Source organism: Nocardia sp. CA-128927 (genome assembly GCF_050955855.1).
Lineage (GTDB): Bacteria > Actinomycetota > Actinomycetes > Mycobacteriales > Mycobacteriaceae > Nocardia.
The window spans coordinates 2,860,456-2,875,792 of the sequence record NZ_CP192087.1; the positions used below are offsets into that span (position 1 = coordinate 2,860,456).

The following is a 15,337-nucleotide window of genomic DNA, read 5'->3' on the forward strand; positions in this document are numbered from 1 at the left end:
ACAACAACAGGAGTCCGACATGAAGTCTGAACAGACCAACGCTTACACCGAATTCCACGCCGACGACCCGACCCTGCACCTGGAGTACCTGTACGGCCCGCAGTGGCGTGACGTCGCGCAGATCGTCGAACGCGCAACGCAACTCACCCCGGACGAGCGCGAACAGCTCAACGCCGCGGCAGGCAATGGGCTACAGGACGCGTTGTCCGGCAACCAGGGCCTGGCCGGTCTGTTCGCCGGCCTCGCCGGACCGGCGGGCGACTCGCAACCGGCGCAGATCGCCGCCGAAACGGCCAAGGAGTTCGGTCGCAGTCGCCACATCCAGATCGCGGGAAGTATTGCCGGACAAGCGGTCTCGCCAACATCCGGACCCGGTGCCGATGATGTCGGCGGGCTGCTCAAGTCGCTCACCTCGATCGGCGCCCTGGTCACCGTCAATCGAGCGGTCACCGCGGCGGCGCTCGGCGACCTGGTCGGTCGCGGCAAGTTCACCAGGGAGGTCTACGACGCGCTGATGCGGCCCTGGACCGACACCATCCACTGATCCGTCGCACGCGACCTGTGCCAAGGAGGTTCGATCATGTTCGACACCAGGTTCTCCGGTAGCACCGCCGATCCACTCGGTGGACTGCTCGACATCAGCTCCGCGCCGGTCGGCTTCGGCTACTACGAACAGAACGCCAGCGACGCCGAAACCATCGCCCGATGCCACGATCAGACCCGCGTCGGTCCGGTCGGGTGGTGGAACCGGCATCGGCGGATCGGCATCGGCGTCGGCATGACGCTGGTGACGTCCTTGGGCTTTCTGCCCGCGGTGCAGAACGCCATCGTGATGGGGCTGACGTAGGTCGCGCAGCACCACGTGACGCGCACCGTGCTCTCCGCGGTGCGCGTCACGCCGCTGTGGCAATCGCGTCGCAATCGGAGCTCACGATGCTGACTGATACCCTGATTCAGCTATTTGAACTGGTGTGTTGCTGTCGGCGCCAACGACGTCGGCACGTGCTTGCGCGGCAATCGGAAACAGTTCGGCTATCACGCAGACGCGGCGCATCACGGCACGACAACTTCCTCGACACCCGACACCTCGGAGAACACGCGATTGTCCGCTTCGCCGGTCTGTACACAATCCGCGACTACGTCCTCGTGGCGATAGGCAGCTGATGGACGAAGGCCGTCGTATCTTCGCCCACCGGTTCGGCGAACTGTTCGCCGCTGCCGGAACGCCGCCGGCGAAGTCGGTGGTCCGGGCCGCCAACGCGCGGATCCCCGACGGCGCGGGCAAGGTCACCGCCCAGCGGATCAGCGACTGGCGGCGCGGTAACCGCACACCGGCCACCTTCGTCGCGGTGCGGCCGGTGCTGGAAGTCTTGATCGCCGAGGCCCGGCGCCAGGCCGCCGACAACCCGCAGATCGATCCTTCGTTGCTCGATCTGGTGCGCTGGCACGAGGATTGGAAGGCGGCCAAGGTCGACCCGCCGAGCATCGATATCGGTCGTGAGCCTTACCGTGGCCTGTGGGAGTACCGAGTCGAGGACCGTGATCTGTTCTTCGGTCGTGACGACGCGAAACGGCAACTGCTCGAACTTATTTCGAACGCCGAAGCCAGTGATTCGCCGGCCATGGCGGTGCTGCTCGGTCCGTCGGGCGTCGGAAAATCCTCATTACTCGCCGCCGGACTGCAAGCCACACCGGGAGCCAGGACACCCATCGCCATGACCCCCGGCGACGAGCCGATGGTCGCGCTGGAAACCGCACTCGAGGCGCGGCCGTCGGGGCATTGCCTGCTGCTGGTGGACCGCGGCGAGGAACTGTTCACCCGGTGCGCGAACGAGGCACTGCGACAACAGTTCCTGACCGCGCTGGCATCGCTTGCGGCCGCGGGCGCCGATCAGCCCACCACCGTCGTCATCGCGTTCGATACCGCTCATCTGCCGGAACTCTTGCGATACCCGCTGCTGATGATGGCACTGGGCGACCACGCGATGTTGCTCAATCCCATGACGCCACAGGAACTGCGTGAGGCGATCGTCCGGCCTGCGGCGGCCACCGGTCTGCGGATCGAGGACAGTCTGATCGACACGTTGCTACAGGATCTGGACGCCATCGAGCCGCACAGCTCGGTCCGGCTCCCGCTGCTGTCCTTCGCACTGGCCGCGACGTGGGCGAACCGGCGCGGCCGGACCCTGAGCCTGGAGGCTTACCGGGAAGCCGGCGGACTGGCCAGGGCCTGTGCGGTGGGCGCCGAGTCGTTCTGGTCCCGGCTGACCGACCGGCAACGCGACGCCGCGCGGCATGTGCTGGTCGCGCTGACGATCATCGGACCGGCCACGACCGTGCGCAACCGGATGCCGGTCGAGCAGTTGATCGAGGAATCCACGGATCCGGATGCCACCCGGGCTGTCCTCGCGCGGCTGACCCGAGCACGAATAGTCGTGCAGCGCGGCGGCGAAGTCGAAGTGGTCCATGATCTGCTGCTGACCGGATGGCCCAGGATGGCCGGATGGCTGTCGGCCGAGAAGGAATTCGCGCCCGCCCGCCAGCGCATCGAGGCGGACGCACGGGAGTGGGCGCGCCAGGACCGGCCGATGTCGCTGCTGTATTCCAGGACCCGGCTCGAGGACGCGGCGGCATGGATGCGCCGCACTGAGTCGCCGAACCTGTTGACTCGCGAGTTCATCGCCGCGTCGCTGGCCCGGCAGCGCGCGCACACGGTGCGCCGTCAGGTGCTCTGGTCCGCGGTCGCTGTGCTCGCCGCGCTGGCACTGGTCCTGTCGGGCGTGGTTGTCGTGCAACACGAGTCCGTCGCGCAGGAGCACAAGGGCGTGGTGCTCGGCCTGCTCATCGAGCAATCGCAGCGGGTGCAGAGCGTCGATCCGGCGCTCTCCGCTCAGCTCGCGCTGGCGGCGTATCGGTTGCGTCCGGCCGACCCGATCGCCCGAGCCCGGCTGCTGGCGACGCAGGTGCTGCCGCTCGACATCGCGTCGACGATGGCGCACCGGGGACTGGTGCGCGATCTCGCGCTGAACCCGAGCCGGAAGCTGCTGGCCAGCGCGGGCAGCGACGGTCTCATCCGGTTGTGGGACACCTCGGATCCGCGGGCGATCACGCCGGCCGGACCGGCGCTCAGCGGTCACCGTGGCAACGTCGAATCGGTCGCGTTCAGCCCGGACGGCACCGTGCTTGCCAGCGCGGGCGAAGACGGCACCATACGGCTCTGGGACGTCCGCGATCCGCAACAGACTCGTGGGCTCGGTGAGTTCGCCAACGGCGTGGCCGTCGCCGCGATCACCTACCTGCCCGATGGCCGCACGGTGGTTGCCGGCGGTGCCGACGGAAACCTCAGCTTCCTCGATATCCAAGTGCCGCAAGGTATTCGGCGGCGCGGGAGTCCGGTCGCCGCGCAGCAGGGCGCGGTCGCGGTGCTGACGATGGCGCCGGACCGGCCGGTGCTGGCTGTCGCGGGCGGCGATCGCACGGTACGGCTGTGGGCCGTGGACGAGGCCGAAAACCCGACGCCGTTGGGGGCGCCGATCGAGAGCGAAGGCGCTGTGCAGGCCATTGCCTTCGGCCCGGACGGCCGACTCGGCGCTGGTACCGCGGATGGCGTGGTGCAAGTCTGGAATGTGGACGACCAGGGCCGGGCACAACTCATCGGCAGGCAGCAATCGCGCCCGGTGCCGATCACAGAGCTGCAGTTCTGGCTGGACGGGAAGATGCTCTCCGTCGCGGACGCCGGTGGCACCATGCGCGCACTGAACACCACCCGCCGCGATCGCGTTTCGCCGATCGGGCGGGAGATCCACGGCAACAGTGGTTCGGCCCAGTCCTTCGTGATCGCCTCCGACACCCAGGCGATCACCGCGGGCTCGGACGGATGGATCCGGACCTGGAGCCATGCGGGGGTGAACGTTCCCATCGTGTTCGCGGGTTCGCTCAGCTCGGTCGGCTTCGACGCGGCGGGCAAGCTGCTGGCCAGCGGACTGCGCGATGGCCAGGTCAACGTGTGGGACATCAGCAGTCCGTTCTACAGCCGTTCGGTGAGCGAGGTGATGGCAGGCCCGCCGGACCGGCACGGTGCCCAGGTCGCGCTGCGTCCGGACGGCAGATTGCTGGTGACGGCGGGCGGTGGTGCGGTGCGGCTGTGGAATCTGGCCGATCCCGCGCGGCCGGTATCGATCGGCGCGCTACCCGGCACCGGACTCGGTGGGCCCATTGCCTTCGATCCGAGCGGGAAACGTCTGCTCACTGGCGTCGATGACCGGTCATTACAGCTGTGGGACGTCGCCGACCCCGCAGCCGCGCGTCTGCTCGGTCAACTGCCGACCGAACACGACGGAGAGCTCGAACAGGCGGTGCTCGCTCCCGATCGGCCACTCATCGCGGCGGCCGACGACGATTCGCGAATCCACCTGTGGGACATATCCGATCCGGGCAAGCCGGTCGAGACATCGCTCGGCACGGACGGAGCGAACGTGCGCAGCCTGGTCTTCGCTCCTGGCGGCGATACCCTTTTCGGCTCGGATGACAACGGCATGATTCGGTCGTGGGACGTCACCGATCTTGCGCGAGTTCGTGACCTCGGTTCGGTGCGAGCGCATACCGCGGCGATCCGGACTTTGGCGATCGACCGATCCGGACACCGCCTTGCCTCCGGCGGTGACGACCAGACGGCCCGGCTGTGGGATATCGCCGACCCGTCCGATATCCGACCGCTCGGTGACCCGATCGCGGCGAAGGTCGGTTGGACGTGGTTCCTGCATTTCGACCCGGGCGACGAGTCACGCGTGCTCGGCATCGGCGACGAACTGTCGGCACTCTGGTACACCGACCCGGATGCGGTCGCGGCGAAACTATGCGCCTCGTCGGCCGCGCGGATCGACGAGCAGGCCTGGCGAGAACTCCTGCCATCCGTGCCCTACATCGCCACCTGCTGAGCCGCGGATCCGGCTGGTAGGTCGCATTCGTCTCGGCGCGTGCACCGGAACCAAGGCCACCGAATCCGATTGTGCACGGGCACAGTCTTTCTCGAAATCGAACTGAATTCGCAGTTTCGTCAGCCACTACGACGTCGCCGAAATCCTCGCCGGCGCTGAGGCAGCGCCGGTTACCCTCACTCGACGCTCCGCCGCCGCGGCTCTGCATACGAGCCGCGCCGCCGACCGCATTCCGGGCGGGCAGGCGGCGCTGGCCCGCGCCGGTGCCGGTGGCGTCGCCGATCTGCGCCGCTACCACGAGGTCTGTCGTCGAATGCGCAACTCCGACAAGGTATTCGTCGCCGCCCTCAATGGCCGCACCCTCGGCGGCGGCTGCGAGCTGGCGCTGTCCTGCGACATCCGGTTGATGGCCGACGGACCCTACGAGATCGGCCAGCCCGAGATCCTCGTCGGGATCATCCCGGGAGGCGGTGGCACACAGATGCTTACGCGGGTGCTCGGCGCCGCCCGTGCGCTGGAACTGTGCCTCGAAGGCGCCCCGATCACGCCCGCTCGCGCCCGCGACATCGGTCTCGTGCACCGATTGGTCGCACCGAACGACCTGATGGACGAGGCCCGCACCACGGCAGCTCGGCTCGCGCGTCGGTCGCCGGTGGCGGTCGCGGCTCTCAAGCGCACCATCTATGAGGGCGGCTCCGAATCCCTGGAAAAGGGACTGCATGTCGAACGCACCGGCTTCCTGGAGACGAGTTCGACCGCGACCACCCAGCGGGCGATGAGGCAGTACCTGGACGAGATCCGTGAGGTCGAAAGCAGCGGCCGAGAACTGGCAACGTTCATCGCCGAACGACTGCCCCGATGGGTCGAAGGAAGCGTGGTCGACTTCTGACATGCTCAGCCGCGGTCGGCGCGCTGGGGGAGGATGAGTGCCAGACCGACGGCGGCAACGGGAACAACGCACAGTGTGGTCAGGACTGCTTGTGGCCCTTGATGATCGGCGATCACGCCGAGCAGCGGCACGAACAAGCCACCCGCACTGACCGCGAGGCCGAGGGTGACGCCCGCGGCAGTGCCAGGGCGACTCGGCAAGTAGTCCTGACCCAGTTTGACCAAGACCGCGAACGGGATGTTCACGGTCACGCCGGTGATGACGGCCAGCGCGAGGGCGAACTGCGGATTCGGCGTAATGCGTAACGCAACAAGTGCGGGAATGGCAGCGACACTACCGATTTGGATGGTGCGGAGTGTTCCGATCCGGTCCGCGATGCGTCCACCCAGCAGAGTGCCCGCCACGCCACCGGCCATGAACGCGGTCAAAGCGGCACCGCCGAGCGCGCGTGAACCGCCGAGCGAGTTGATCCAATACAGCGCGATGAAGGTGCTCAGCCCGAACGAGATGATCGCGCGCACAACGGCGATCGCGGTGAGCACCATGAACGGAACCCAACGGTCCTGGCCCACGGTCGAAGTCGTGGCGTGCGAGCCGGTACTTTGCCGCAACTGATAGCGCCACAACACGAAGCCCATCAGCACCGCCGGTGGAATGAAGAACGCGGTAGCCCCGACGCCGTAGGAGACCAGCGCCGGGGTCGCCAGCGCGGGCGCGAGGAAGAACCCGACGCTGCCGCCCGCGGCGAACAGGCTCATCGCCGACGCGCTGTGCCCCGCGTCCCGGCGCGCGTCCCGCCCCGCCGACGGGTGGAACGCGGCGACACCGATCCCGGACAGCAGCAGCAAGACCCACACCACGGGATACGTCGGCGCCAGCCCGGCCAGGCCCGCGCCGAGCCCTGCGACCGCCACCCCGGCGGGCGCGAGCCACAGCAGCCGCCACCGGTCGGCGAGCAGGCCGAGCACCGGCTGGGGGAGCGAACTGCCCAACGCCGCGGCAAGCGCGAGACCCGAGGCGGCGACATAGCTGTAGTGCCGCTCCAAAACGAAGAACGGAATACTCGCGGGCACCAAGCCCTGATAGAAGTCATCGACCGCGTGCGCAATCACCCAGTACCGCATGCGCTTCCACGCAGAATCGGTCGCCACTACGGCTTTGTCTTCGACACCCGTGCTCACCATCACCGTCCTTCTCCTATGTCCCACCAGCAGCCTATGGACGATGGAGGGCAGCAGGCTTCCGATAAACTGTCGGATTATGTCGATATTCAGCCAGGATTCGACGGTGGTGAAGACGCTGGCCGGGGGAGCGCGCATTCACCGGCATCGGCATGCCGAACATCAGGTGGTCTACCCGAGCTCAGGGGTGGCCGAGGTCCGGACCGATGCGGGCAGCTGGATCGCCCCCGCGGACCGGGCGATCTGGATCCCCGCCGGGTGCTGGCACGAACATCACTTCTACGGCCCGACGCGGTTCCACACGGTGGGCTTCCCGTTCGATCTGGCACCCGACTGGACCACGCCGTCGGTGCTCGCGGCACTGCCGCTGGTCCGTGAGCTCATCATCACCTGCTCGACCTCGCAGGACCTGCCCGATACCGAACTCGTGCGGCTGCGCCAAGTCCTGATCGATCAACTGCACCGCAGCCCCGAACAACCGCTCAGGCTGCCCGCCGCCCGCGATGAGCGGCTCCGAAAAGCCTGCGCGCTGGTCGAATTCGACCTCACCGAGGTCTGGACGCTGGTCGCACTCGGTCGTCAGGTCGGTGCCAGCGAACGAACGCTGACCCGCCTGTTCCGCACGGAACTCGGCATGACCTACCCGCAATGGCGTACTCAGCTGCGCCTGCACAGCGCCATGCAGTTACTCGCCGAACAAGTGCCGGTCACCGTGGTCGCGCATCGGTGCGGTTGGTCGTCGGCTAGTGCGTTCATCGAGGTCTATCGCCGCACACTCGGTCATACCCCCGGCGCATTTCGCGCGAACCGCGACCTGAAATAGCAGCACCCGCGGGCGACTTGTCGGTTATGGCCTATTCAGGTGAATTGCAAAGAATGCAGGTCAGCTACCTTTCGTGACGCCCGTCATAGAGCTCGGTAGCCTAATCCACGGATCGTTCACCGAGAGTTAAAGCCGATCTCAGTAAACTTTTCCACCAAGGGGGTTACGGGGGAATTCATACGTTGGATCGAGCCTCGCTGGAGGGCCGGTGGAGGTTCGTCGTGGATATCGATGTGGGTGACGTGGACACCGACACCCGTCAGCGGAGTGTCGGCACAGGCAGTATTCGGCTGATTGCCGTGCTCGGCGCGCTGTCCGCGTTCGGTCCGGTCACCACCGACCTATACCTGCCGAGCCTGCCGCAAACCGCCGCTGCATTGCATACGTCCCAGCCGGGGGTGCAGTCGTCGCTCACCGCGTGCCTTATCGGACTCGCGTTCGGTCAGTTGCTGGTCGGTCCGATCAGTGACGCACGGGGTCGGCGCGGGCCGTTGATCGCGGGGATGGTGCTGTTCTGTGCCACCTCGTTGCTGTGTGCGATTGCGCCGAATGTGTTGGTATTCGATCTGTTTCGGCTGCTACAGGGGATTGCCGGGGCGGCGGGGATCGTCATCTCGTTCGCCGTTGTCCGCGACGTCTACCACGGTGCCGCGGCCGGAAAGGCGTTCTCGATCCTGCTTGCCGTCAACGGTGTCGCGCCCATTATCGCGCCTGTCGTCGGCGGTCAGTTGTTGCGATTCGTGGACTGGCGTGGCGTGTTTCTGGTGCTCGCCGGACTGGGTGTGGTGTTTCTGGCGCTCGCCTATCGCTGGGTGCCCGAGACCCTGCCGATAGACCATCGTCGCGGCGGCGGACTCGTGATGATGGGGCACGATATGCGGCAGGTGGTGCGGGACCGGTCATTTGTCGGTTATGCGCTTGTTGTCGGATTGTCGTTCGGCGCGATGGTCGCCTATATCTCCGCGTCCTCGTTCGTATTCCAAGAGGTGTACCGGGCGTCGCCGCAGTTGTTCAGCGTCTTCTTCGCGATCAACGGAGCGGGCATCCTGGTTGCCAATGCGCTCAATGCCCGGTTGTTGAATCGACGCACGCCCCGCGCACTGCTGGATATCGGTTTGGTCGGATTGGTGCTCGGCGGTGCGGCGGTACTCGTCGTGGTCGCGGTGGGCAGCCTCGGCCTGTGGTTTCTGGTGCCCGCGCTGTTTCTCATGGTGTCCTCGATCGGATTCATCATGCCGAACGCCACCGCACTCGCGCTCGAACCGCACGGCGAGACGGCGGGCAGTGCCTCGGCCGTGCTCGGGTGCACGCAATTCCTGTTCGGCGCCGTGGTTGCGCCGCTGGTGGGGCTCGGCGGGATCAGTGCGGTCCCCATGGGCATTGTCGCCGTCACTTTGTGCACGCTCGCCGTGGTCGTCCGAACGGTGTTGTGCCGCCCGGAGATTCGTGGCAGCCGTGCTTCGAGAATTCCAGGGAGTCGAAGGCGATGGAACAAGATGTCGTCGTGGTGGGCCTCGCCTGCCGGTACGCGAACGCGCGCGATTCCGGAGAGTTCTGGCGAACGTTAGCGACCGGGCACTCCGACATCGCGGAAGTCGGCCCCGACCAATGGGATCGGGACCGATTCTTCGCGCCGGGCGACCGCAACCCCGGGAAGACCAACACCAAGTGGATGGGCAAGCTTGCTGGAGCGCGCTACTTCGACAACGCGTTCTTCAATCTGTCGCCGCGCGAAGCCGTCGCCATCGATCCGCAGCATCGGCTGCTGATGGAAGAGACGTGGCACTGCATCGAGGACTCCGGGCTGCCGATCGACCTGCTGCAGTCGGGTCGTACCTCGGTGAACGTCGGGCTGATGGCGCAGGACTATCTGATCAAGGGGATCTCCAACAACAAACAGGTCGACGCCTTCGATCCCACCGGCAACTACGCGTGCATCGCGGCCAACCGAATCTCGTTCCTGCTCAACCTGAACGGGCCGAGCAGGACCGTCGACACCGCCTGCTCCGCGTCGCTGGTCGCGCTGGCTCAGGGCCGTGCCGACCTGCTCACCGAGGACTGTGATTTCGCGCTGGTCGGCGGGGTGAACGTGGTCTGCTCGCCGTGGCGGTATCTGGCGTTCTCGCAGTCGCGGATGCTCAGCCCTGATGGGCGGTGCTTCACGTTCGATCGGCGGGCCAATGGTTACGTCCCGGGGGAGGGCGTCGGTGTTGTACTGCTGACCACCCGTGCGAAGGCAGAACGCTTGGGCTGCCACATCTACGGTGTGCTGCGCGGCATCGCTACCAATCACAACGGACACAACCGGAGTCTCACCGCGCCGAGTGTTGCGGCGCAGGCGGACGTCATCAATCGGGCGCTGGCCGCGGCGGGTGTCGAACCGTCGGCGGTGAGCTATGTGGAGGCGCACGGTACCGGTACCAGCCTCGGCGATCCGATCGAGATCGAAGCGTTGAACAGTGTGTACGGCCAGGATCGCAGCTCGCCGTTGGCCGTTGGGTCGGTGAAGACGAACATCGGCCATGTCGAGGCGGGCGCGGGGATGGCCGGGCTGATCAAGGTCCTGCTGATGTTGCGGCACGGTCGTATCGCGCCGACGCTGAACATGGAGATCCACAACCCGTTGCTGCACGCCGTCGGTGCCACCATTCGCTTCCCGAGTGCGCTCGTCGATTGGCCCGCCGAGAACGGTCCGCGCACCGCGGGGATCAGTTCGTTCGGCTTCGGCGGCGTCAATTGCCATGCGGTAGTTCAGGAATACGAAGCTTCGGTCAGCCGTCGCGACTCGGTGCCACAGCGCACGCCCGCGGTGTTCACGTTGGCCGCGAAAACCCCTGACGCGCTGCGCAAGACGCTCGCCGCGTGGGCGGACGAACCGCGTTGGGCCGAACCGGAATTCGTTCCACAGCTGTGCCATGCGGCTAATCAGCGGCTGCTGAGCCTGCCGTATCGGCTCGGGGTTCCGGCCGCGGGAATCGCGGATCTGCTTGCCGCGGTGCGGCGGGGCGAGTTGAGCTCCGTTCGACATGTCGCGGAACAGCCCGAGCCGATGGTATTGCTCGCGCCGTACGACTCGAGCAGTGCCACAGCGGGTTTCCCGGCTGCGACCGTGTCCGACTCGGCGGCCGGTCGAGAGCTGCGTGCGCTGATCGCCGACCGCGACGGTGAGTTCGCCGCGGACGGGCGCCTCACCCGGTTCGTGGCGCACCTCGACGGGCTTGCCGAGCTGACTCGGCGTCGGGTGGCGATCACCGAGGTGGTCGCCCTCGATGCGGTCGGCGCAGCTGCGGCACTGGTGCACGCGCAGGCGATTCCGATGGAGGAAGCAGTCGGCGCTCTGCTAGTCGACGATCCGCTGGTGTTGCAGGCGCCGCCGCAGTACACGGTGCTGGTCGGCGAGGAATGCTTGCTGCCCAACGAGATCGACGCGGACTACCTGCGCGACCTGGTGACCGGCTGTGCCAGCACGCTGACCGAGGTCACGCCGTATATCACGCAGGCAGCTCTCCTACTCGACCATCAACACACCTTCGCCCGCGCACTCGGCCGCTGGGAGCAGTTGCTGTCCGCCCGAAGCTTTTCGGTGGTCGACGCGATCCGCCGGTTCGGTCAGGTGGCGCCTGAACTGACTCCGGAACAGCTTGCGGTGCTCGCCCTAGCGATCAATGTGGCGGCAGGCGAGATCGACCGTGCCTGGGGTTTGACGCCGCCCGGTTGGCTGCCGCCCGCGACGGCGGAGCTGGCCGTGCTGATCTGTGACGGCATCGTGGACCGAAGTGATGCCGTGGCAGCACTTTTCGGGGACGCTGACCTGACTGCTCTTGCGGACAGTGCGCGCGGTCGGTCGGTGGTTCGATCGTCGCGGCTCACCCGATTCGGTGCGTTGACGACGCGGACCGAGGAAGCCTATTTCGCCCGTCGGCTGGAGCTTCCTGTTCCCGGCGCGGACCTGGCCGCCGCCGCTGCCACGCTCATCGAACGGTCGTCGGCCGTGGTCGTGCTCGGACCGTTCGATGGGGGTGCGGCGCTCGGCGTCGTGCAGATGCCCGACGGCGATCCGCGCACCATGACCGCCGCACTCCTCGAACTGTGGTTGCGTGGTTGCGATATCGATTGGGCCGGACCCCAGCTCGACGAAACGCCTCGGCTTCCAGGATTGCCCGGCTACGTCTTCGACCAGCATTCGTTCTGGCACGAGGACACTGATCTCCGCATCGATGGTCAGGTGCCCGACACGTCGCAGGTGACCGCTGCGCCGGTCGCGCAAACCACCTCTCCATCAGTACGGCGAGCCTCGGAATCGAGCGGCGACGGTTCGGCCGGTCCTGACTCGGTTGCATTCGTGGGGAAGGCAGCGGTGGCGCCGGCTCCGACGGTCGACGGGGAGGCGGTGGTCGGGGCGCGACTGGAACAGCTCCTGATCGATCTGATCGCCGAGGCAACCCGGCTGCCCCGCGAGAATCTCCGCACGGCAACCGAATTCGCGGAAATCGGGATCGATTCCCTGATCATCCACACTCTCAACCTGCAACTCTCCGAACGATTCGGCGACATCGCCGCGACCCTGTTCTTCGAATGCCGCAATATCGGAGAGGTCGCGGGTCGAATCCAGCGCGACTATGCCGACGGTGTCAGCAAGTACTTCGGCTCGGCTTCCGCAGCGGCGCTGACGTCCGTCCCCGGAGCGGTGCCGGGAACCGTAGTGGCACCTGGACTCACAGCGGTACCCACACCCGCACCCGGAGCGGCAGTCGCGCCTGCAGTGGCACCGGGCCCTGCACCCGCAGCGGCACCCGCGACCACAGTCCCGCCCGTACTCGCGTCGGCTGGGCCGTCCGCGCTCGCAGCACAGGCCAGCGCGCTCGTACCTGAACTGGCTTCTGGGGTTGCGGTACCGCCGGGCGAACGGTCCGTTGCACGGCAGCGCATTCGGCGTGAGCCAGCTGACGACGGCATTGCCGTGATCGGGTTCGACGCGAGGTTTCCCGGGGCTGACTCGGTGCCCGAGTTCTGGCAGAACCTCTGTGACGGAGTTGATTCCATTGCCGAGATTCCGGTCGAGCGCTGGGATCATGCTCGGTACTTCGATCCGCGGCGCAATGTGCCTGGCAAGGTGTACTCGAAGTGGGGCGGATTCCTTTCCGACGTAGACCTATTCGATGCGGCGGCATTCGGGATCGCGCCGGTCGAGGCGGCTTTCATGGACCCGCAGGAGCGGTTGTTCCTCGAGGCGACCCGCGGCTGCCTGGAGGTCGCGGGGTACTCGCGGGAGCGGATCAGCGCGGAGCACGACAACGAGGTCGGCGTTTACGTCGGCGCAAGCTTCAACAACTACCAGCTCGTGCAGCATGAGGTCGGGGACGCGAATTCCTACGTGCCGATCAACTCGCAGACCTACGCGGTGGCAAACCGGGTGTCGTATCTCAACGACTTCCGTGGACCCAGCCTGACTTTGGACACTGCGTGCTCGTCGTCGCTGTACGCACTGCACCTGGCGTGCGAAAGTCTGCGCCGCGGCGAGTGCTCTCTTGCGGTTGCTGGCGGTGTGAACCTCACGCTGCATCCGTCGAAGTACCAGATGCTGGCTCAGTACCAGTTCCTCTCCTCAGATGGTCGCTGCCGTGCCTTCGGTGAAGGGGGCGACGGCTACGTTCCGGCCGAGGCTGTTGGAGCGTTTCTGCTGAAACCGCTGGCAGACGCGGTATGTGACGGCGACCGGGTCTACGGCGTGATCCGGGGGAGTGCGCTCACCCACGGCGGCCGGACCAACGGATTCACCGTACCGAGCCCGGCAGCACACACCACCGCCATCGAACGAGCGCTGCGGCAGGCCCGCTGGACTCCCGACACGATCACCTACTTCGAGGCACACGGCACCGGCACCCGACTGGGCGATCCAGTCGAAATCGCCGCCATCCGTTCCGCTTTCGAGACCGCAACGCCGCGACGCCAGCACTGCGCGATCGGTTCGGTCAAATCGAACATCGGGCACGCCGAAGCGGCCGCCGGTGTCGCCCAGCTGGCCAAGGTGCTCCTGCAACTACAGAACCGCACACTGGTCCCCTCGCTACTGCACGCCGAGCGCACCAACCAGGCCATCGATTTCGCCAATTCCCCGGTCTACGTCCAACAAACCCTCGAAGACTGGGACCCCGCCCAGATGGGCGCGGGCACCACCCCGCGTCGCGCGGGACTGTCATCGATCGGTGCAGGCGGCACCAATGTTCATGTCCTGATCGAGGAGCACCAGCCATGAGTACACCCGTGCCCCGATACGTCATCGGCGTCTCCGCCCGAACCGCGGAAACCCTTGCAGCTCAGGCCGACACACTCGCCACCTATCTGGACTCGACCGAACGAGACCCCCGCCGTGCGGCATTCGCCGGCACCGTGACACTCGCGTCCGTCGCCAAAACCTTGTTGCGCCGACGAGAGACCTTCCCCCACCGCTTCGCGTTCGTAACGGCCACGTTGGCCGAAGCAGTCGAGTCCCTGCGCTTCTTCGCCGAACACCCGGACAGCGGAAACCGACTACGCGGAAAGGGAATCTACGCCAACCGGGTCGAGATGACCCTGTTCAACGACGGGTTGGCCGCAGACCAGGAGTACGTACGGCAGCTGGCAGCCGACGGATGCTACGACCGCCTGGCCGCCCTGTGGACGGTTGGCTTTCCGATCAACTGGAGCGTCGTCCACCCGGAATTGGACGTGGAGCTACCCGCCTACCTACCTCCGACCCCGTTGTCACGTCGGCGATTCTGGCCCGCACCTGCCACGAACGGACGCGCGGACCAGAATTTGCCGCAGCAGCCCGGACCGACGACAGGACAGACTCCGTCGGCCCGCGCCGACGTTCCCACCGCCTCGACCGGTTTGCCCGCAGCGACCCCTGCGACCGAATCGCCCGCAACCGTCGCGGCAGCCCCTTCCACCACCACCGCCGCGGTCGCGCCGACCGCGTGGATTGAAGCGGTTGTCCCAACTCGTGCGGCAGCTGTGACAGCCGCGACCGCCTTGTCTGGCGCGACCGCCGCGACGATCGCATCGGGTGCGCCGGAGAGCACCACCGGTGACCTGCGCTCGGAGCTGGTTGATCTGCCGTCGACGCTGCGCCGCCAACTTCTGCGCACGCGATTGCAGGGGTGGATCGGTGGTGCTCTTGCCTACTCGGGTGGGGAGTTGCCCGCTGTGGACCTGGGGTTCTTCGACATCGGGATGACGTCGATTCATCTTGCCGACGTTCGTGCTCAGATTTCTGCCGCGCTGGGGTTCGAGCCTGACGAGACGACCGCGTTCGACTACCCGACGATCACGGAGTTCGCCGACTATCTCGAGCGTGAGCTCGATGGTGCGGTTGCCCAGCCGGTTTCGGCACCACAGTTACCACCGGTACGTGTCGAGGACACCTCGGACGGCGAGAACGTCCTTACCGCATTGGATTCCGCTGCCATCGACGATCTGTCGCCGGTGGAGCTCGAGCGCGTTCTTACCGCGATCCTCTGACGCC

At 66.6% G+C, this 15,337-nt stretch carries 9 protein-coding genes; 8 read left to right on the top strand and 1 reads right to left on the bottom strand.

The window, feature by feature from the left end; genetic code table 11:
- Positions 1–19 precede the first annotated feature (19 nt).
- The 4 genes from ACQPW1_RS13615 to ACQPW1_RS13630 all read left to right on the top strand — a co-directional run bounded on the left by ACQPW1_RS13615 (position 20) and on the right by ACQPW1_RS13630 (position 5,826).
- Positions 20–544 (top strand): hypothetical protein, encoded by a 525-nt coding sequence (locus tag ACQPW1_RS13615; RefSeq protein WP_433663073.1) that lies wholly within the window; start codon positions 20–22, stop codon positions 542–544.
- A gap of 36 nt (positions 545–580) precedes the next feature.
- Entirely contained in the window at positions 581–847 is a 267-nt protein-coding gene (locus tag ACQPW1_RS13620; protein WP_433663074.1) for a hypothetical protein, read from the top strand.
- A gap of 316 nt (positions 848–1,163) precedes the next feature.
- Complete coding sequence (locus tag ACQPW1_RS13625; RefSeq protein ID WP_433663075.1) at positions 1,164–4,937, top strand: AAA family ATPase; 3,774 nt, start codon at positions 1,164–1,166, stop codon at positions 4,935–4,937.
- Between the two features lie 283 nt (positions 4,938–5,220).
- Positions 5,221–5,826, top strand: coding sequence for an enoyl-CoA hydratase/isomerase family protein (locus ACQPW1_RS13630; RefSeq protein ID WP_433665226.1), 606 nt, complete (start codon positions 5,221–5,223; stop codon positions 5,824–5,826).
- 5 nt (positions 5,827–5,831) lie between these two features.
- Here the strand turns inward: ACQPW1_RS13630 and ACQPW1_RS13635 are convergent, their stop codons facing one another.
- A complete protein-coding gene (locus ACQPW1_RS13635) occupies positions 5,832–7,010 on the bottom strand; it encodes an MFS transporter (RefSeq protein ID WP_433665227.1) in 1,179 nt (392 codons plus the stop codon).
- A gap of 76 nt (positions 7,011–7,086) precedes the next feature.
- On the opposite strand from ACQPW1_RS13635, the gene ACQPW1_RS13640 reads away from it, so the two are divergent.
- The 4 genes from ACQPW1_RS13640 (at position 7,087) to ACQPW1_RS13655 (ending at position 15,333) form a co-directional block, all read left to right on the top strand.
- Entirely contained in the window at positions 7,087–7,830 is a 744-nt protein-coding gene (locus ACQPW1_RS13640; protein WP_433663076.1) for an AraC family transcriptional regulator, read from the top strand.
- 221 nt (positions 7,831–8,051) lie between these two features.
- Positions 8,052–9,398: a multidrug effflux MFS transporter gene (locus ACQPW1_RS13645; RefSeq protein ID WP_433663077.1), complete on the top strand. Its 1,347-nt coding sequence runs from the start codon at positions 8,052–8,054 to the stop codon at positions 9,396–9,398.
- Positions 9,317–14,086, top strand: coding sequence for a beta-ketoacyl synthase N-terminal-like domain-containing protein (locus ACQPW1_RS13650; protein WP_433663078.1), 4,770 nt, complete (start codon positions 9,317–9,319; stop codon positions 14,084–14,086). The genes ACQPW1_RS13645 and ACQPW1_RS13650 overlap by 82 nt, the downstream gene beginning before the upstream one ends.
- The gene (locus ACQPW1_RS13655) at positions 14,083–15,333 is read left to right on the top strand and encodes a phosphopantetheine-binding protein (protein WP_433663079.1); all 1,251 of its coding nucleotides are present in this window, start codon (positions 14,083–14,085) and stop codon (positions 15,331–15,333) included. Before ACQPW1_RS13650 ends, ACQPW1_RS13655 begins: the two co-directional genes overlap by 4 nt.
- The last annotated feature ends 4 nt before the right edge of the window (positions 15,334–15,337 follow it).

Coding starts and splice junctions, on each gene's coding strand:
- ACQPW1_RS13650 (WP_433663078.1), top strand. CDS start 9,317: ATGGAACAAGATGTCGTCGTGGTGGGCCTCGCCTGCCGGTACGCGAAC.
- ACQPW1_RS13635 (WP_433665227.1), bottom strand. CDS start 7,010: ATGGTGAGCACGGGTGTCGAAGACAAAGCCGTAGTGGCGACCGATTCT.
- ACQPW1_RS13640 (WP_433663076.1), top strand. CDS start 7,087: ATGTCGATATTCAGCCAGGATTCGACGGTGGTGAAGACGCTGGCCGGG.
- ACQPW1_RS13615 (WP_433663073.1), top strand. CDS start 20: ATGAAGTCTGAACAGACCAACGCTTACACCGAATTCCACGCCGACGAC.
- ACQPW1_RS13620 (WP_433663074.1), top strand. CDS start 581: ATGTTCGACACCAGGTTCTCCGGTAGCACCGCCGATCCACTCGGTGGA.
- ACQPW1_RS13655 (WP_433663079.1), top strand. CDS start 14,083: ATGAGTACACCCGTGCCCCGATACGTCATCGGCGTCTCCGCCCGAACC.
- ACQPW1_RS13625 (WP_433663075.1), top strand. CDS start 1,164: ATGGACGAAGGCCGTCGTATCTTCGCCCACCGGTTCGGCGAACTGTTC.